Here is a 20,528-nt window from a genome sequence, read left to right as displayed (position 1 = left end):
AGATGGAAAAAGAAATTATCATTGAAAACGATTCATCAGAAATAATTCGTATCACCCGATTTATCGAATCACTGGGGGTAAGTCTTTTCCTGCCCTCCGCCACAACAAGACGTATTTGTCTTGCAATTGAAGAGGCTGTCAGCTGTACCATCCACCATGCTTATCCTAACGGAGCGAAAGGTAAGATAAAACTAAAGGTCAGCCAGGTGAACGGAGATATAAACTGTATGATAATAAACGATGGGATGACATTCGATCCGACCCTGCCCCAGAACAAATCTGAAAAATCATCCTTAGAAGATATGTTAACCGGAGGATTAGGCTTTTTCCTTATTTTCAGGACAATGGATGAAATAGCCTTTCATACCGACGGCTCACAGAACTTCCTGATGCTGACCAAAGGGCTGGGAGCGATCGAGGAACCCGAAAGTTCATTGAATACCAATATATGTAAGGTCGCAGGAGGTGTTATTATTACTGTGGAAGGACGGCTGGATACACTGAATGCCCGTAAATTTGAATCCGTTATCCGCCCTGTACTGGACAACGGTACACCCGAGATCGTTATCAACTGCGAGAACTTAACCTATATAAGTAGTTCGGGACTGCGTTGCTTTATCCTGATGCAAAAGAAAGTAGACAGTTCGCACGGGCTACTCGTACTAAAAGGTGTATTACCTGAGATCCGTAATATTTTCGATATGACAGGCTGTTCTTCCCTGTTCACCATACACTGACAAACTTATGATCAAACGACACATCCTCTACTTATTGCTTTTTCTCCTATATAAACCGGATATGGCACAGGGGCAAAGCATCACGATTACCCCCAAATGGACAGCACAAGCTCAATTTACCGGCTATTATGTGGCAGATAAAATGGGATTTTACAAAGAAGAAGGGCTCGATGTACATATTATGCATCCCGCCATCTCTGAAAGTTCCTTTTCTGTCTTACAAAGCGGAAAAGCCCAGGTTGCCGTCATGAACCTGTCATTTGCCCTGACAGCACGGGCCTCCGGTGCCAAAATTGTCAATGTGATGCAAACCTCACAGGAAAACAGCTTGATGCTGGTTAGCCACCAACCTCTAAAAGACCTGGAAGGATTAAAGCAAAAAAAGATAGCCGTTTGGAACCACCTGAGCCAGAATCTACTGGACAGAATCGCTACACGTTACCAACTCAGCGGTAAATGGATACGCTTCAACAGCGGTGTCAATATATTCCTTGCCGGGGCTGTCGATATATGCCTTGTAGGCAGCTACAACGAATATTTACAGTTGGCAGAATACGGATTACAGCCAAATTCTACTTACCTGCTACGTTTCTCCGACTACGGTTACAACCTGCCAGAAGACGGACTATACGTGGCCGAAGACTTCTACCTGTCACATCCAGATATCATCCCCAAACTCGTGCGCGCCAGCATCCGGGGCTGGGAATGGGCCAATGAGCACAGGGAAGAAGCCCTGGACATCGTAATGGAGTTCGTACGTAACGGCAATATCGGAACCAACCGTTATCATCAACGCCAAATGCTGGAAGAAGTACTTCGGCTGCAAGTGGATGAAAGTTATAACAAACGAACATTCCATCTGAGTCCGGAAGATTTCAAACTGGCTTCAGACATCCTGTTGAATGAACAGGAAAGAGAAGATATACATTATTCTGATTTCGTTAAATAACTATCCTATGCATCCTATCAGACAATACTTTCAATTCAAGTCTTTTGCCAGCCGGATGAGCATTTATGTACTCTCATTCACGCTTATAGTATTTATCGTTATCATTACACTGTTTTATTCATATAGCCGTAAAAAGGTTACCGATTTTGCCATAAAAAGCACTCATGAACAGTTACAGAACATGGCTTCCAAAATCGGTGATCTACTGCAAACGGTAGAGACAACAATGAACCAGACAAGCTGGATGATAGAAGAAAGCAAAGCTGATCCGGACTCATTGTTCCGCATCGTTATGGCTGTTGCCAAAAACAATGACCTGATCGTCAGCAGCGGTATTGCTTTCGTCCCCGATTACTACAAGGAAAAAGGGAAATATTTCATGCCCTATGCTTCATATATGGACGGAAAGATCGAATGTGCGGTGCTGGGAAGTCCTATCTACGATTATCCTTGTATGGATTGGTATCTGGTCCCGAAATTATTGAAGCAGAACTACTGGAGCGAACCCTATTATGACGAGGGGGGAGGAAACTTCATAATGAGTACGTTCTCCATGCCTTTATATGACAAAACAGGAGAAGTATATGCGATCTTTACAGCTAATATTTCGTTGTCCCAATTCACGGATATGGTATCGCAGTTAAAACCTTATACGACCAGTTTTACTTTTTTATTAAGTCGTAACGGCAGCTATTTGACCAACCCGGATCGTTCAAAGATCATGAATGAAACCATTTTCACCGATGCGCAGGCCAACAACACCCCTGAAAAAGAGCAAATCGGCAGGGAAATGCTGGCGCAACAGACAGGGACGGCGTTAATCAATCTCGCCGGAAAACCGGTGTATGTTTTTTACACGTCTATTCCTCATATCGGTTGGTCGGTGGGCAACGTTTGTCCACCCGATATTATCTTAAAAGAACTGGACACGATCTCCAAACAAATTATCTTTGTATCATTGGCAGGGATGCTGATCTTATTCTTTATCATTTATATCATTATCCGCCGCCTGGTGGATCCGCTGGCACAATTCTCACAATCCGCCCGGATCATTGCTACCGGACGGTTCAACGTGAAGTTGCCGCAAGTCAACTCACACGATGAAATAAAAACCCTGCACGATTCGCTCGCCTATATGCAACAATCACTATTCGATTATGTTGTCAAACTCCGCGAAACGACTGCTAGCAAAGAGCGTATTGAAAGCGAACTGTCTATCGCCAAGGAAATACAAATGGGAATGGTTCCTAAAACATTCCCTCCTTTCCCGGGTCGCCATGATGTAGATTTATATGCCATCTTACAATCAGCCAAGGAAGTAGGGGGCGACTTATATGATTTCTTCATTGATAGCGACCGGCTCTACTTTATCATAGGGGATGTATCGGGAAAAGGTGTTCCGGCTTCCCTGTTCATGGCCATAGCCCGGAGTTTATTCCGCACCATCTCACATAATATAGATTCGCCCTCGGAGATCATAACAAGAATGAACAACTCTATTTCCGAAAATAACGAGTCGAACATGTTTATCACACTTATTGTCGGCATACTGGATCTGCAAACCGGAAAACTTAAACTCTGCAATGCCGGCCATAACCCTCCGGCATTGATATTCCCTGACGGAAGTGTATCGTTCATGGAAACGCAAAAACAATTGATAGTAGGCATTATGTCGGATTATGTATATTCGGACGAATCCATCGATCTTGAAAAGGGTACTAAAATATTCCTTTATACCGATGGAATAACAGAAGCGGAAAATACAGCAAAAGACTTATACGGAGAAAAGAATCTGAAAAAGACACTGGCTGCCAATACCCGGCAAGATATACAAACAATGGTGAACACCATTATCTGTTCGGTTGCATTTCATGTGCAAATGGCCGACCAAAGCGATGATATAACAATATTAGCAATACATTACGAACCGGAAACTAGTAAATAAGAAAGGACTCCATTATGATGATGAATAAAGAAATCAGGATTACCAACAATTTGGAAGAAATATCCCATTTATATGAATTCATTGAAGAATTGGGTGAGGTACTTGATCTGTCTTCAGAGACCACGATGAATATCAACCTGGCACTGGAAGAAGCTGTAGCCAATATCATCATGTATGCATACCCGGAAGGGGAACAGCATGAAATATTGTTGAAAGTGACTTCCAGTCCACAACAACTCATCTTCCTGTTGACAGATAAAGGGCAGGTATTCGACCCGACACAGGTACCCGATGCCGAAATCAATTTGCCGATCGAAGAACGGGCCATCGGAGGACTCGGGATTTTCCTTATCCGAAGTATCATGAACGAGGTTTCGTACCAACGGTTGGGGGATGAAAATCTGCTGATAATGAAAAAGAATCTATAAAGCCATGTAAACCGGATCGTACATGATCCACAGTCGTAGTTTTTATATACCTTTGTCATTTTTAATAAGAATACAAAGATGAATAAGAAACTCTTCGCTATTTTACTGTTTCTTGCCTGCATCCAGATGGTACAGGCCCAAAAGAGTTATTCCATAAAAGGAATCGTAAAAGAAACGGTTAGTGGCGAACCGATCCCTTATGCTACCGTCCTGATATGGAACACCACTCAGGGAACAGCTACCGACTCCATCGGAAATTTTGAGATAACAGGGGTTACTCCCGGTAGTTACCGGCTACAGGCCTCTTTTATCGGCTACAAACCGACTGTAACAGCTGAGTTCCGTGTTGCTAATAAAGATGTCTATTTTCCGGTCGAACTCGAAACTGCCAGCGAAAGCTTGCAGGAAGTAAACATAGTAGCCTCCCCTTTCCGTAAAACGGCAGAAAGCCCGCTGGGATTACGTGTCATCGGTTTCAAGGAGATAGAGAAAAGTGCCGGGGGTAACCGGGATATCTCACGCGTAGTACAATCATTCCCTGGAGTGGCTTCTACGGCAGCCTTCCGAAACGACCTGATGGTTAGAGGTGGCGGTCCATCCGAAAACCGTTTCTTTTTAGATGGAGTCGAAATACCGAATATCAACCACTTCTCTACACAAGGGGCTTCCGGAGGGCCGGTAGGAATCATCAACCCTGATTTTGTACGTGAAGTAAACTTTTATTCAGCCGCATTCCCCGCCGCCAGAGGGAATGCGCTCAGTTCTGTGTTAGATTTTAAGTTGCAGGATGGGAATAAAGAAAAGTTCTCTCTGCGGGGTACGCTCGGGGCCTCTGATGTAGGTGTATCGGCCAACGGTCCGTTAGGAGAGAAAACGACCTATCAGGTGTCTGTACGCCGTTCGTATCTGCAATTCCTGTTCGATATGATCGGTTTACCTTTTCTTCCGACTTTCACGGATGCCCAGTTCAAGATCAAACATGCTTTCGACAAGAAGAATGAACTGACATTTATAGGGCTAGGTGCGATCGACGATATGAAACTGAATACCGGGATGAAGGATATGAGTGAAAAGAACCAGTATATCCTTGCCTACCTGCCGGTTGTAAAACAGAAGACCTATACGTTGGGTGCCGTATACAAGCATTATACGGGGCGTAATATCTACTCTCTTATCGTCAGCCGCAGCCAGATGAACAATAAAAACATAAAATACCGCGATAACGACGAAAGCTCACCGGCCAACCTCACCCTGAATTACCGGTCGGATGAAATAGAAAATAAACTCCGCACTGAAAATATCTTCCGCCTGCCTTATATACAACTGCATGTAGGGGGAAATATCGATTATTCGGAATATACGAACAATACATTCCAGAAACAATTTACTACCATTCCGAAAGAAATCAACTATCAGACAGATCTGGGACTCTGGAAATGGGGATTGTACGCTACCGCTATCTATGAAAGCGTGAACGAACGTTTCACCGCCTCACTGGGTCTCCGTACGGATGCCAATAATTATTCATCGAAAATGAATAATATATTCGACCAGCTATCTCCACGCCTATCGCTATCGTACCGGCTGCCAGGAGACATGTTTCTGAATGCCAACCTGGGACGTTACTACGAATTACCGCCTTACACCGTAATGGGATTCAAAGACAACAACGGAGAGTATGTAAATAAAACCAACGAATTGCAATACATCCGTAGCGACCAGGCCGGATTAGGACTGGAATACCGCCCTTCATCCTACCTTAAATTTACGGCTGAAGGATTTTACAAACACTATAACTATTACCCGATGTCGGTTATCGACAGCATCCCCCTGGCATCCAAAGGGACAGACTACGGTGTACTGGGGAACGAAGCTGTCACCTCCACCGCCACCGGACGTGCCTACGGCGTGGAACTGATGGGGCGTTGGTATAATTATAAGGGCCTTACATTCATCGCTTCCTATACCTATGTCCGCAGCGAATACAAAGACGGAAGAAATACAGGTAAATATATACCCTCCGCATGGGACAACAAACATCTTCTCACTTTCAGCGGAACTTATTCACTCCCTAGGAACTGGGATGTGGGAGCAAAGCTACGGGTAGTAGGCGGTGCGCCCTATACTCCCTATGATGTCGAAAAAAGTAGTTATGTAGATGCATGGGACGCCAGCGGAAGCCTCTACTACGATTACAGCCGTTTCAACAGTGAACGCCTGAAACCGTTCACCCAACTGGATTTGCGTATCGACAAAACATTCTATCTGAAAAATATAATGCTGGGCCTCTATATCGACATACAGAATGTACTTAATTCCAAGTACAAAGAGCAGGATGTCTATATTAAAACGGGAAAAATACTTAATCCTGAAGCCCCACAGGAGAAGCAACAGTATGAGTTAAAACCAATAGAACGTATGACCGGAACATTATTGCCCAGCATAGGAATCATGATTGAAATATAACAGCCTTGATTTTCTTCCGTTTTTATTAACCATAGTTCTGCAATAGATAGTAAATTATTCCTATTTTTGTAGCCGGGAAAACAGATAATAATTTGCCAGAGGAAAAGTCAATGCATAAAGCAGTTCTAATAAATATTATACACCACATACAAACTCTACTTATACTTGTATGCCTGGCATGGTCTGTACCGACACTAGCAGAAGAGGTTCACCCAATCCTCATCATCAGTTCATATAACCCAGATACCCGTAATACCACCCAAAACATTTCCGAATTCATGGAAGAATATAAACGGCTGGGAGGAACCGCCCCCGTTATTATCGAGAACATGAACTGTAAAAGTTTACCGGAAGCTCCCTTATGGAAAGGTAAAATGAAAACCCTGCTCAATAAATACAAGGATGAGAATACCCCACAGATCACTATAATTCTCGGACAAGAAGCCTGGTCTTCCTATTTATCACAGAATGAACCCGTTCTAAAAGGTATTCCTATTTTATGCGGAATGGTGAGTAGCAATGCCGTCATATTACCGGATTCAAGCGTCACTCTTTCTGACTGGGATCCTGAAAGTATCGATATACAAGATCAAATCAGCAAGGAACATTTCTTGTCGGGTTTTCTGTATACGTATGACGTTAACAGAAATATCCAACTGATCAAAAACCTTTATCCTTCCACGGAACACATAGCCTTAATAACAGACAACAGCTATGGCGGCATCGCCCTGCAAGCGCTGGTAAAAAAAGATATGAAATCATTTCCCGATCTGGACCTTATCTTATTGGATGGCCGGAAAAATAACATATATACCATCATTGAACAAATAAAGCAACTCCCCAGGGAAACAGCCATCATGCTCGGGACCTGGCGCGTTGACGTGAACGATGGTTATTATGTAGGGAATGCCACATACACCATGATGTCTAGTAACCCAACCTTACCGGCATTTACCCTGACCTCTACCGGATTAAGCCACTGGGCGATCGGTGGGTATATTCCCCAATACAGGCCGATCGGGAAAGATCTGGCCAAACAGGCAATCGATATCCTGACCGGTAAAGTGCAACAAAAAGATTTGCGGGCGATAAGTATCCCCAATGCCTATACTTTCGATGCACGGAAACTGAAAGAGTTCAACATCGACAAAAAAATACTGCCGGAAGAGTCTATCCTGATCAATACGGAAGGAAACTTGTTTGTAAAATACAGGTTCGAAATCTTGTTGATCGTTGCCTGCATATTACTGGTTTTCCTTTTAATGATCCTTCTCTTCTTGTTCAGAACCAACAGACTGAAAGACAAGTTGATGGACCTGCAAAAAGACAACGAGATCATTATGAACAACATTCAGGCGTCCATCCGTTTCATCAAGCCCGACTATTCCGTAAAATGGGAAAATGAGATCAAAATGTTATGTGTCCCCAAATACGGTCCGAAGAATTGCTGTATCGTAAAAGACGGCCAGAAGCCTTATTGTGAGAATTGCGTACTGATATCCGCCATGGAGAGTAAAAAACCCTTCGATATAGTAAAAGAATGCGAACCAGGAAAATATATACACACCCTTGCCAATCCGATCATCGATTCGAATAACAGCTTATTGGGAGTTATTTTCAAGAAAGAGGATGTCACCAAACAGAAGTTGGCAGAAAACGAATTGCGTTTGGCTAAAGAAAAAGCGGAAGAATCCGATCATCTGAAATCAGCCTTCCTGGCCAATATGAGCCATGAGATCCGCACGCCGCTCAACGCTATCGTCGGTTTCTCCGGACTGTTGGCTATGACTGAAGAGAGTGAGGAACGTGAGGAATACATCAACATCATCAACAACAACAATGAACTATTGCTGCAATTAATCAACGATATACTCGACCTCTCGAAAATTGAAGCCAACACGCTTGAATTTGTTTATTCGGATATCGACATCAATCAGTTGTTATGCGATATCGAACAAACATCACGCCTGAAAGCTGCCGACGGTGTACAGGTTTCATTCGTCGAGAAAATGCCTCATTGCATTATCCGAACAGACAAGAACCGCTTGTCGCAGGTAATAACAAACTTTATCAATAATGCTATCAAATTCACAAAAGAGGGTAGCATACGTTTCGGGTATAAGCATAAAGAAAATCAGCTAATTTTCTATGTCTCAGACACAGGTTGTGGTATAGACAAGAAAATAAAAGACAGCGTATTCCAACGCTTTGTCAAACTGGATAGCTTCGCACAGGGAACAGGACTCGGTCTATCTATCAGCCAGATGATCGTGCAGAAACTGGGTGGTGAGATCGGTGTGGAGTCTGAGATTGGACAAGGGTCTACTTTCTGGTTTACATTACCCGACACGGTTATAGAAGAATCACATATAACTCCCGTTAGTTCCAACAAAGTAGAAATAAACACAGGGAACCAGACAGATAAGAAAGCCTCCACTTTGCTGATTGCAGAAGATAACGAAAGTAATTATACCCTGATCAAAGCGATCCTGAAAGACTATAACCTGCTACATGCATGGAACGGTCAGGAAGCCATCGATTTATACCATAAATATCATCCGGACATGATCCTCATGGATCTTAAGATGCCTATTATGGACGGATATCAGGCTACCCAGGAAATACGTAAAGACAATACGATTATCCCGATCATCGCCGTTACCGCTTTTGCTTTTGCCGAAGATGAACAACGGGTCAGCCACAGCGGATTCAATGGTTACATAGCAAAACCGATCAAACCTAATGATCTGAAAAAGAAAATTACGGATCTTCTGTAACAAGCTTATAAAGCACGTGTTCCGGGAAACAGCATCGTAAAAACGGTTCCCTTCTCCATTTCGGAAGTAACGGTAATATTGCCTCCATGACGATTCATAATTTGTCGGCACACGCTGAGCCCGATCCCCGACCCTCCGGGCTTGGTGGTAAAGAACGGGACAAAGACTTTGTCAAGTGCCTCAGGTACGATTCCGCTTCCATTATCCGATATGGTTATAACAGGTATCCCGTCCCGCCTGAAAGCCTCTATACGTACTTCGGGAGAAAGGCTTTCGCTACAAGCTTCCACCGCATTCTTCAAGAGGTTGATAAGTACCTGTTCGATCATACCGCGATCGGCATACAACCTCAACTCGGAAGGTTTAATAGAATAAACGAAACGGACATCATTTGCCGGTACCAGCTTTTGAATATCATCAAACAAAGCCGATACCGGAAACAACTGCATAGTAGGTGCCGGAATACGGGTTAATTTTCGATAGTTCTCTACAAAGTCCAGTAAGCCCTTACTCCTGCGGTGAATTGTCTGTATGGCCTGGAGCATAATCCCATAATCGCGTTCATTCATCCCATTCGATTCGGCACGTTCCGTTACTGTCTCCGACAAAGAAATGATAGGCGCAATTGAATTCATGATTTCGTGAGTTAATACACGGATCAGTTTTTGCCAGGCTTCTGTCTCCGCTTCAGCCACGACTGAATTGTAAAGCCTCGAACGGAAAGCGTTCAATGCCTCATTCATAGAGCGGGTGAGCTCTGCCTCCGCCCCACCCGATGAGGGGACAGGAAAAGAGAGGTTCAGATCGCCATAATGTATATTAGCGATCAGGTGTTCCATCCTACGGATTGTTTTCTTCTGATCCCAGTATAAAGAACAAGCCAACAGGATCAGGATCACTCCTACCATAACTGTCGTAAAATAAAGACCTTTCAATAATAGGAATGCAATTGCCAGCGACAAAAGCACGATCAATATGATCTTTATCAGGACGATATAACGTTTCATAAGCCCAGCTTATCTAGTTTTCGGTACAGGGCAAAACGGGTAATGCCCAGTAATTCAGCGGCACGGGTCACGTTTCCGTCGGCACGGCGCAGGGCACGTTCGATAGCTTCCTTCTCCAGAATACTCAGATTGAGTTCTTCTGTGTCGGCTTTCTTCTTTGAAGCAGAGGGCTGGAGCATAAAGTTTTCCGGTTTCAGCATTTGCCCGTCGGACAGGATAACAGCACGTTCAATGGCATGTTGTAATTCACGGACATTACCGGGCCATTCATAATTTTGCAACTTGTTACGTGCATCACGGCTCAGACCTTTGATCTCTTTCTTATACTTACGAGCGTAGCGGGAAAGGAAATAATCGGCCAGCAACTGGATATCGTTCCCCCGTTCGCGAAGGGGCGGTATATGCAATTCGATCGTATTGATACGATAAAGCAGATCCTGGCGGAAAGTCCCCTCCTCTACCATATTCCGTATATTCATATTGGTTGCACATATCAGGCGAACATCGATGGAGACCGGTCGGGTAGCTCCCAGACGGGTGATCTGTTGCTTCTCTATCGCAGTGAGCAATTTAGCTTGCATAGGCATACTCAGGTTTCCTATCTCATCCAGGAAAAGGGTACCGCCCGTGGCTACTTCCATACGTCCCGGTTTATCCCGGCGGGCATCTGTGAAAGCACCCTTTTCATAACCGAAAAGTTCGCTTTCAAAAAGTTGTTCGGGTATACTCCCCAGATCGATCCCGACAAAAACCTGTCCGGCACGTGGCGAATGATGGTACAGGGCACGAGCGACCAGATCCTTGCCCGTTCCGTTCTCCCCCAGGATCAGGATATTGGCATCCGTATGGCGTAACTTTTCAACAGTAGAGAAAATATCCTGCATAATATTACTTTCGCCTATAATTTCAAAGCCGGCCTCCTCCGTTGTTTCAAGTGCTGCAACCTGACGTTTCAAGGATCGTACTTCGGTCCGGCTTTCACGAAGCTTCAGGGCAGCAGATAAAGTTGCCAGCAATTTCTCTTTCTCCCAGGGTTTGGGTATAAAGTCGGTTGCTCCGGCCTTGATGGCACGCACAGCTTTTTCGGTATCGGCATACGCAGTTATGAAAAGGACGACAGCATCAGGGTCGACCTTTTTTATTTTTTCAAGCCAGAAAAAGCCTTCCTGCCCGCTGATAGCATCACGACGGAAATTCATATCGAGAAGAATCACATCCGGTGCATAACTCTCCATAAAATGTTCAATCCGTTCGGGTTGTGTGGTCACACGTATCTGCTCCACATAGGGTTCCAGCAATAAATTCAAGGCAAAGAGGACATCCTCATTGTCGTCAATGATAAGTATTTTTCCCTGTTTCATAATCTATTTCCTTTCATCAGTTTTTAGTCTCCTGACAGACCTGGTAACGGGGGTAAAGATAAGGATTAAAACAATAGACAGCATGTGCGGATACGAACGTTTTTCGTGCGATATTGCACGCGATATCTAACACAATCAATTATAATAAAATCAGTTGAAAACACATACAGGTCAAATAAATCTTTATATTTGTACAAGCAACAATTAATCATTTAAACTCTCATTATGAAAAGAATCCATCTTATTATTCCTTGCTTATTGGCACTACTTGTAACGTTTAGTTGCCAACATCCGGCACAGACCGGTGGCGCATGTTCCGGAAAAGACATGCCTACAGAAGAAACAGTAATGGCTGTTCTGATCGACACTCCTCAGATTACGACACCGCCAACCCGGTTGAAACTCGATCCCTTTTACAAAAAGTACATGAATGTGAACGGTATCCATGTGGTCAGTTCCTGGCGCGTACCCGATTCTTGTTTCTATGCGGCCTACTTAAGTATCAAAGCATTAACCGATGTTCTACCCAAAGAGGTACTTGAATCGATGACCAGCCGGGATACCCGTATCGGGATCATGGCGCGTTACGAAGGGACTACCGATATCCCCGAACATGCATTCCTGGTGAATGATACGACCCTGAACTGGGATGTGCGGGCCAGAGGGTTAGGCGGTACGCTTCATATGCCTTTCTCCACCTGCGCGGAAGAAAATATCCTGGCTTACCAGATCGACAAATATCATGCGGAAGACATTCTGATCCATGAATTTGCCCATACAATACATAATGTAGGTATTCGTCCTGTCTATCCGGACTTCAACGATGAACTTCAGGCCTCTCTCGACGCCGCCGTCGCCAGAGGACGCTGGAAAAACGTATATGCCTCGACAAATATTGAAGAATACTGGGCGGAAGGTGTTCAGAACTGGTTTAATGTAAATGCAGAAGTCGATAACGACGGAGGAGACGGTAAACACAACAAGATCAATACCCGTGAAGAACTACAACGGTACGATCCGGGATTATATAATATCCTGGCCCGTTTCTTCCCCGAAGTAAAAGAACAGGTAAGCCGCCATAAAAAAGTGAATCTATATAACTGGCAGGAAAACGACTGATCGTATCAACTGTGCGTCTGCGCACATTCTTTGTGCGCAGACGCACTGATCATTAAAACCCACCATCATCTTAAATACTAATTATCAATACTTTAAAAACGTGGCATGTTATTTGTTTTTAATAAGACATGACACTTTCAAGAACATACATATTATCCGCTATCCTTGCCATACTGACCGTTATCCCGGCTCATTCGCAGGATACGTTACGCCTGACATTGTCCGAAACCATCCGCATAGCACAGGAACAATCTCCCCAGGCTATCGCTGCCCGCCATTCATTCAGGGCTGCTTACTGGAACTGGCGCTCTTTCCGGGCCAATATGTTACCGAGTCTGACCTTCAACTCCTCCCCTTCTCTGAACCGGTCGATCAGTTCGGTTACTTTACCTGACGGGGGAGAAAGTTTCGTACACCGGAATCAACTGATGGTGGATGCGGGATTCACTATCAACCAGAATGTTTCGCTGACAGGAGGTAGCCTCTTCGTCAAGACTGCGCTACAACGGCTGGATCTATTCTCTGAAAAAACAAGTTCTTATAACAGCAGTCCGGTCGTTATCGGATACGAACAAGACCTGTTCGGGTATAACCAATTCAAATGGGACCGCAAAATAGAACCATTGCGTTACACCGAATCCCGCAAGAACCTGATAGAGACGTTAGAACTTGTAGCGGCACAGGCCACGACACAGTTCTTTCAACTGGCCACCGCGCAGACCAATTGGGAAATAGCCCAATATAATTATGCTAATGCCGACACCTTATATCAATATGCACAGGGAAGATACAATATCGGTACTATCACAGAGAATGAAATGCTGCAACTGGAATTGAATCTCCTGACGGAGCAAACCAATATGATGAATGCCCGTATCGAAGTTGACGATTGTATCCAGTCGTTACGCAGCTACCTCGGAATCAAAGATGCTTCGGAGCTGGTTTCCATAACAAACGGGGAAATTCCTCATTTCACTGTCGATGTAAAACAGGCCCTGGCCCTGGCTTACGAAAATAATCCCGAACCGGAATATCTGCAACGCCGCCAACTAGAAAGTGAAAGTGCCGTGGCACAAGCGAAAGCATCCCGGGGTTTCAAAGCCGACCTGTACATGCAATTCGGACTGACCCAGACAAACGAACACCTGAAAGAAGCCTACCGCAGCCCGATGGATCAACAGTTGATAAGTCTCGGTATCCGGATTCCCATCCTCGACTGGGGTGTCGGCAAGGGAAAAGTCAAAGTGGCCCTCAGTAACCGCGACAAAATATATACGGAGGTAGAGCAATCGCGCAACGACTTTGAACTGAATGTAATCAAGATGGTCAAACAATTCAACCTGCAAGCCGACAAGGTCACGATCGCACAAAAAACAGATCAGACAGCCAGGCGCAGGAACGATGTGGCACAAAAGTTATATCTCCTGGGTAAATCGACCATCCTCGACCTCAACGCTTCCATCAGTGAGAAAGACCGGGCACGACGGGATTACATAACCGCTTTATACAATTACTGGAGCCTGTATTACGGCCTGCGCAGCATGACCGGCTATGATTTTGAGCAAGGCCGGGAACTTACATTCAATTACGAACAATTAATGAAATAAGATAATGGACAAACCTATTGAAAAGAAACCTGTATATTACCGTTACCGCTGGCATATTGCCGGAGGTATAGCCTTTATTATCCTGCTGGTCTATGTATCGATCGTCGCTTCCGGCGGACGAAAACTACGTACCGAGGCCGAAAATCTCATCATAGGTGAAGCGACAGCCGATAAATTCCTGGAATATGTAGATGTGGAAGGAGTGGTTCAACCGATCCTGACCATTAAGATCAATGCCCGGGAGGCCGGAAGCGTAGAACGTATCGTGGCAGAGGAAGGTACCATGCTGAAACTCGGGGATACTATCCTGACCCTGACAAATCCGGATCTGGTACGTACCATCGACGACCAACGCGACGAATGGGAAAAGCAATTGATTTCTTATCAGGAAAAAGAGATCGAAATGGAACAAAAAAGCCTCGACCTTCAAAAACAAACTTTACAAACCACATACGAACTCAATCGCCTGAAAAAGAGCTTTGCCCTCGACGAAGAGGAATTCCGTATGGGGGTAAAAAGTAAAGCGCAGCTGGACGTACAACGCGATGAGTTCGCCTACAAGACCCAGAGTACGGCCCTCCAACTGGAAGGTTTGCGCCATGACAGTGCCGCCACGATCCTTCGCCGCGAACTGATGAAAAACGATCTCGAACGCGAACGGAAAAAGTACGCCCGTGCACAGGAACGTATGGACAACTTAATTGTCCGTGCCCCTTTAGCCGGGCAGCTTAGTTTTGTAAAAGTCACACCCGGCCAACAGGTACAGAGTACCGAAGCGATAGCCGAAATAAAAGTACTGGATCAGTTCAAAGTGCATACGGCATTAAGCGAATACTATATCGACCGCATCACGACCGGCCTGCCCGCCACCATCAGCTGGCAAGGGAAAAAATATCCGCTGCGCATCACCAAAGTCGTTCCGGAAGTAAAAGACCGTAACTTCGATGTCGACCTGGTCTTCACCGAAGCCTCCCCCGAGAATGTCCGTATAGGAAAAAGCTTCCGTGTACAGATCGAACTCGGACAACCGGAAGAAGCACTGGTCATCCCACGTGGCGATTTCTTCCAGACTACCGGCGGACAATGGATTTATAAACTGAACGAAGCCGGTACGAAAGCCCGGAAAGTAACGATCGGTATCGGTCGCCAAAACCCGCAACAATATGAGATCACCAGCGGATTACAACCGGGTGATAAGGTTATTGTCACCGGATACAGTACTTTTGGAGACGCGGAAGAGCTGATATTAAAATAAGAAATATAGATACCATGAAAATATTATTGCTTGCGATACGCTCACTTAGCCGTTTCCGGCTTTATACGATTATCAACATATTGGGACTGGCGATGAGTCTGGCGTGTGTCATGATTATATCCCGTTATGTATTTCGGGAACTGACAGTCGATCATTTCAATCAGAATCTGGATCGTATTTGCCTGGGTACACAGCATTTTGACAGTGAGATCAAACCCCGGTTCTCTTATAGCTTCAATAGTCGAACCGGAGCAGGCGATCCTGTCCTTGAAAACAATCCGTCCATTGAGAAAATAACCGCCTTTTCCACTTTACCGGAAGATATTATAGAATCCGACAACCAAAAACACACTGCCCGCATTATTGTTACCGACACCGTATTTCTTCAGATAATGGAATACGATGTGATGGTAGGAAATAAACAAAACCTATTAAAAGGCCCGCAGGATGCTGTTATAAATCAGAGATATGCCCGAAAATTATTTGGTTCCGAAGAAAATGCTATCGGTAAAAAAATACTCTGCTCCGGCGGCCAGATGGTAACCGTAACTGCGGTTCTCAAAGAGCCTGTAGAAAAAAGTTCCATACAGTTTGACATGTTGGTCTCCTACCAGTTACAAAAGAACTGGGGTTATATGTTTAGCGCATGCTTACTGTTAAATCCGGGCACAGATATACAAAAGCTTAATAAAGAACTGGTAGCCAATGACCGGGAGGGAGTAAACCTCTACCAACTGTTACCTTTAAAAGACAATTATTTCGATGATAGCGTCAATCGGTTCACTGACTCCTTTCAACAGGGAAACTTTGGCAATATAATGATACTATCCGGTGTTGCCTTTCTGATCCTGTTGGTCGGTATTTTTAACTTTATCAATATTTACACGGTATTGATGCTCAAACGGGCACGGGAGCTGGGTATGAAAAAGGTCTTTGGAGCAAAAGCGACACAAATGCTGGTACAACTGCTTAGCGAAAATCTGGCCATGATCGGAGGAGCTTTGTTCATTGCCTGGCTACTGATCGAAATAAGCGGAGAAGCAATAAGTAACTTACTGGAGATTACCCAAGTGAATAATATTAAATTCGACCTGTTGTTATCTCTTGCCATATTAATCGTACTACCGGTCATCACATCGGCATATCCATTCATAAAATATAACTACTCTACTCCTATATCATCATTACGATCAGTAAATATTAGTGGAAATTCTGTTGTATCGAGAACTATTTTCATGGTCTTCCAATATACTATTACCTGTTGTCTGATCATTGTTTCGTTATTCTTCATGAAACAACTCAACTTCATGCTACATGCAGATCTGGGATACCGTACAAAAGATATTATCAAAGCACAATTTCTTAAATTCCCCCCTACCGCCCATACATTACCACAGGAAGAAATAATGAAGCTTTTTGAAGACCTGGGTAAAAAGAATGAAGAAATCAAACAGAAATTAAACAGTTCCCCTTTGTTCTCCGCTTGGACGTTTGGTGAAAGTCCGAATGAAATACAAGATTACGGTAGCCGGATAAAAACACCCGATGGCGAATTTAAAGAAGTTAAGTCGACCAGTATGAGTAGTACCGATTTAAAAATATTCGAACTACAATTGAAGGAAGGACGATTCTGGAACGATTCGACAGATACGGAACTTGATTACAAATTCATCATTAATGAAACTGCGCAAAAACTCTTCGGTATTACCAACCTGGAAACAGCATTACTACAGCCCGAAAGACGTCTATGGTGGAATGGAGATGAGGAATTAATGTCTCAAAACCCAGCCTATCAAATCATTGGCATTGTGAAAGATTTTAAATATACCCATTTGGCAAAGCCGGCTGTACCTCTTGTTATATCGATCGCGCAATCAAGACCTTACAACAGTAAACTAACAGCAGTGGTTCAGCCTGGTAAAAGACAGGAAGCAATCGCCTTTCTTAGAAAATTACACGACGAGACCATCGGGGGAGATTTTGAATACTCATTTGTAGAAGACGATGTAAATGCCATGTATAAAGAGGATAAAAAAGCGGCTTATATCTATTCTATATTTACGGTCATAGCTATCCTGATTTCCTCTTTGGGACTATTCAGCCTGTCGTTATTCGACGTACAGCAACGATACCGTGAAATAGCCATCCGCAAAGTAAACGGGGCAACAACCGAAGTTGTTATGAAAATGATGTTGCGTAAATATTTTAAACTGTTGGGATTGGCATTCATAATATCCGTTCCGATCTCGCTACTGGCTATTTTCAGATACCTGGAAAACTTTGCAAACAAAACCTCCGTATCCTGGTGGATATTTGCTGTAGCCCTGATCGTTACAGCCGGAATCTCTCTGGCAACACTGATCTGGCAAATACGGAAAGCTGCACAAACAAATCCGGCAACAGCCATGAAAGCAGAATAATAACACCGTAACAAGCTCTATACATGAAAATACTTTTATTTGCCATACGTTCACTGATGCGTTTCCGGTTATACACCGCTATCAATATACTGGGGTTAGCTTTAAGCCTGGCCTGCGTGATCATTATCAGCCGGTACGTATACAGCGAAGCGACAACCGATCATTTCAACAAAAATCATGAGCAGCTGTATCTCAGTGTGCGCCATTGGGAAAACGGAGATCAGGCTCCCGTCCTGTTCACGACCGACAATGTCCTTTTGAAGAAAGAGTATATCAACCCGTTGGATATTCCGGAGATAGAAAAAAGAACTTCCTTCGTCTCCCTCAACAATGTGGAGATCAAAACGGAGGAGCGAAAGTTCAATGCACACATATTGGCTACGGATACGTTTTTCTTACAGTTATTGGATTTCCCGGTACTGGAAGGAAACCACAACCGTTTGCTGGCCAATCCAAAAGAGGCCGTTATTACCGCACAGTTCGCACAGAAACTGTTCGGCAAAGAAAACCCAATTGGTAAGATTATTGAATACAATGGGAATATACTGACCATCAGTGGTATCACCGGAAATGCGGATACACAAAGTTCATTACACTTCGACCTGTTGATATCGAAAGAATTGCAATGGCGCTGGCCACCTGTCAATTATTACAGTATAGCACTGGCTTCTCCGGGTGTCGATATCACTCAAATCAACGACAAGCTAAAAGCAAACCTTTACGCAGCCGGTGATAAAAATTACCTATTCCAAGTGATCCCGCTCGACAAACTCTATATGGATAAAACAACGGATAAAGGCCAGGACACCTTCTGGCAAGGGAATCCGGATAGTCTGAAAGTTCTTTCTTTTGTTGCCATCCTTCTCTTATTGATCGGCCTGTTCAACTTTGTCCATATCAGTTCTGTCGTTATCATTAAGCGTAGCCGGGAATTAGGAATGAAAAAAGTATTCGGGGCCAGGCCGGCCCAGCTGTTTATCCAGTTGTATACAGAAAATCTGGTATTAACAGCCATCGCCCTGTTTCTCGGCTGGATGATCATCGAAGTCACTGATCCGTTACAAATAAATCTGCTCGGTATCTCCACCATCGTCGGTTCGTCTTTCAATATGCTATTGTCCATCGGCATTCTCTTAGGGCTGCCATTAATTATCACACTATATCCCTTTTTCAACTACAATTTCCGGATGACGATCCATTCGCTTCAGGGGGTTGTCCCGGAGAAAAATAAAATGAGCACCCGTTCCCTCTTTTTAGTTATCCAGTATGGTATCACCTTCTGTCTGATTATTTCTTCGCTGTTTTTTATGAAACAACTACACTTTATGCTGAATGCCGACCTGGGATATCGTACCAGGGATATTATAAAAGTATGGTTCATACGTCCTTCTTCCCAAATGAGCTACGGACCGGAAGACCAACAACGATCCGATGCAATCTCATTCAATGTGCAGGAAGCGATCAAAGCATCTCCCCTGTTTCAATCGTACAGTTACGGGCTGAGTCCATACGAAATACCGAACGATCAATTCAATAAACAGAAAATGCGTATCCCCGGGGGAGAATGGCAGGAAGTACTTCATGTGAAAATTTATAATAGTTTCTTCGACATATATGAAATTCCGGTATCAAAAGATATACTACCGAAAAATGAGAATGAGATACTGATGAATGAAACAGCAAAAAGATTGTTCAGTAAAGGAGGACAGATGCCTACCGAGTTGGAAATGGAGTCATACAACGGACTCAAATCCTACCTGGTCAAAGGGTTCACTCCAGAATTCCAGGTGGTACATCTCTCACAACAGAACCAGCCGATCATCATGACTTCAAAAGACGTAAAAGACGAGCTTTTCTGGCCCGGTAAACTAATGGCTTCTATTGTTCCCGGACAACGCCGGGAAGCAATCAGGTTTCTGAAAGAGCTTCATGCCAGAACTGTCGGGGGAGAATTCGAATATACATTTGTAGAAGACGAGATCAGTGCCATGTATGAAAAAGACCGGTTAGTTACCCGTATCTACTCCGTCTTTGCAGTGATCTCCATCCTGATCTCTTCAATGGGGTTATTCAGCTTGTCTTTATTCGACATTCAGCAACGGTACAAAGAAATAGCAATCCGCAAAATAAACGGGGCAACGACGGGAATTATCATAAAATTGCTATTAAGAAAATATTACAGGCTCCTGGGACTTTCATTTATAATAGCCACTCCGGTTTCCTGGCTGGTTATCACCCGGTATATGGAACACTTCGCAAACAAAGCGCCTTTATCATGGTGGCTCTTTGCCGTAGCATTTCTGCTTACCGGCGGCATATCCCTATTCACTCTGATCTGGCAGATACGTAAAGCTGCCGGAACCAATCCGGCAATAGCCGTCAAAACGGAATAAAAACGATTGCCCCTGTAAAACAGTGCGATAATGAACGTATTACGTGCGAATACACACGATGAAC

13 protein-coding genes are annotated in these 20,528 nt (G+C 44.1%); 11 read left to right on the top strand and 2 right to left on the bottom strand.

Annotated elements, in window-relative coordinates:
- Nucleotides 1-2: 2 nt before the first annotated feature.
- The 6 genes from M1P97_RS04200 (at nt 3) to M1P97_RS04175 (ending at nt 9,302) form a co-directional block, all read left to right on the top strand.
- Nucleotides 3-737, top strand: a complete 735-nt coding sequence (locus M1P97_RS04200) for an anti-sigma factor antagonist (protein WP_195375027.1) — start codon at nt 3-5, stop codon at nt 735-737.
- A gap of 7 nt (nt 738-744) precedes the next feature.
- A complete protein-coding gene (locus M1P97_RS04195; protein WP_195375026.1) occupies nt 745-1,686 on the top strand; it encodes an ABC transporter substrate-binding protein in 942 nt (313 codons plus the stop codon).
- 7 nt (nt 1,687-1,693) lie between these two features.
- The gene (locus M1P97_RS04190) at nt 1,694-3,631 is read left to right on the top strand and encodes a SpoIIE family protein phosphatase (RefSeq protein ID WP_195375025.1); all 1,938 of its coding nucleotides are present in this window, start codon (nt 1,694-1,696) and stop codon (nt 3,629-3,631) included.
- A gap of 14 nt (nt 3,632-3,645) precedes the next feature.
- Entirely contained in the window at nt 3,646-4,059 is a 414-nt protein-coding gene (locus M1P97_RS04185; protein WP_229058684.1) for an ATP-binding protein, read from the top strand.
- A gap of 78 nt (nt 4,060-4,137) precedes the next feature.
- Nucleotides 4,138-6,525 carry a TonB-dependent receptor gene (locus M1P97_RS04180; RefSeq protein ID WP_249388476.1) on the top strand — a complete coding sequence of 796 codons (2,388 nt, stop codon included), beginning with the start codon at nt 4,138-4,140 and terminating at the stop codon, nt 6,523-6,525.
- Nucleotides 6,526-6,635: 110 nt separating this feature from the next.
- A complete protein-coding gene (locus M1P97_RS04175) occupies nt 6,636-9,302 on the top strand; it encodes an ATP-binding protein (protein ID WP_249388475.1) in 2,667 nt (888 codons plus the stop codon).
- 5 nt (nt 9,303-9,307) lie between these two features.
- On the opposite strand, the gene M1P97_RS04170 is transcribed toward M1P97_RS04175, so the two are convergent.
- Both M1P97_RS04170 and M1P97_RS04165 read right to left on the bottom strand, forming a co-directional pair.
- On the bottom strand, nt 9,308-10,309 hold the full coding sequence (locus M1P97_RS04170; RefSeq protein ID WP_195375022.1) for a sensor histidine kinase: 1,002 nt from the start codon (nt 10,307-10,309) through the stop codon (nt 9,308-9,310).
- Nucleotides 10,306-11,670 (bottom strand): sigma-54-dependent transcriptional regulator, encoded by a 1,365-nt coding sequence (locus M1P97_RS04165; protein ID WP_249388474.1) that lies wholly within the window; start codon nt 11,668-11,670, stop codon nt 10,306-10,308. Before M1P97_RS04165 ends, M1P97_RS04170 begins: the two co-directional genes overlap by 4 nt.
- Before the next feature lie 225 nt (nt 11,671-11,895).
- On the opposite strand from M1P97_RS04165, the gene M1P97_RS04160 reads away from it, so the two are divergent.
- From M1P97_RS04160 to M1P97_RS04140, 5 genes are all read left to right on the top strand, one after another.
- Nucleotides 11,896-12,789 carry a hypothetical protein gene (locus M1P97_RS04160; RefSeq protein WP_249388473.1) on the top strand — a complete coding sequence of 298 codons (894 nt, stop codon included), beginning with the start codon at nt 11,896-11,898 and terminating at the stop codon, nt 12,787-12,789.
- A gap of 128 nt (nt 12,790-12,917) precedes the next feature.
- Nucleotides 12,918-14,396, top strand: a complete 1,479-nt coding sequence (locus tag M1P97_RS04155) for a TolC family protein (RefSeq protein ID WP_195375020.1) — start codon at nt 12,918-12,920, stop codon at nt 14,394-14,396.
- A gap of 4 nt (nt 14,397-14,400) precedes the next feature.
- Nucleotides 14,401-15,651, top strand: a complete 1,251-nt coding sequence (locus M1P97_RS04150) for an efflux RND transporter periplasmic adaptor subunit (RefSeq protein WP_195375019.1) — start codon at nt 14,401-14,403, stop codon at nt 15,649-15,651.
- Between the two features lie 14 nt (nt 15,652-15,665).
- Nucleotides 15,666-18,071, top strand: coding sequence for an ABC transporter permease (locus M1P97_RS04145; RefSeq protein WP_249388472.1), 2,406 nt, complete (start codon nt 15,666-15,668; stop codon nt 18,069-18,071).
- Nucleotides 18,072-18,094: 23 nt separating this feature from the next.
- On the top strand, nt 18,095-20,464 hold the full coding sequence (locus tag M1P97_RS04140) for an ABC transporter permease (protein ID WP_249388471.1): 2,370 nt from the start codon (nt 18,095-18,097) through the stop codon (nt 20,462-20,464).
- Nucleotides 20,465-20,528: the final 64 nt, after the last annotated feature.

This window comes from Parabacteroides leei, from assembly GCF_023369805.1.
Classification (GTDB): Bacteria; Bacteroidota; Bacteroidia; order Bacteroidales; family Tannerellaceae; genus Parabacteroides; species Parabacteroides leei.
This window is presented reverse-complemented; position numbering and strand designations above follow the sequence as displayed.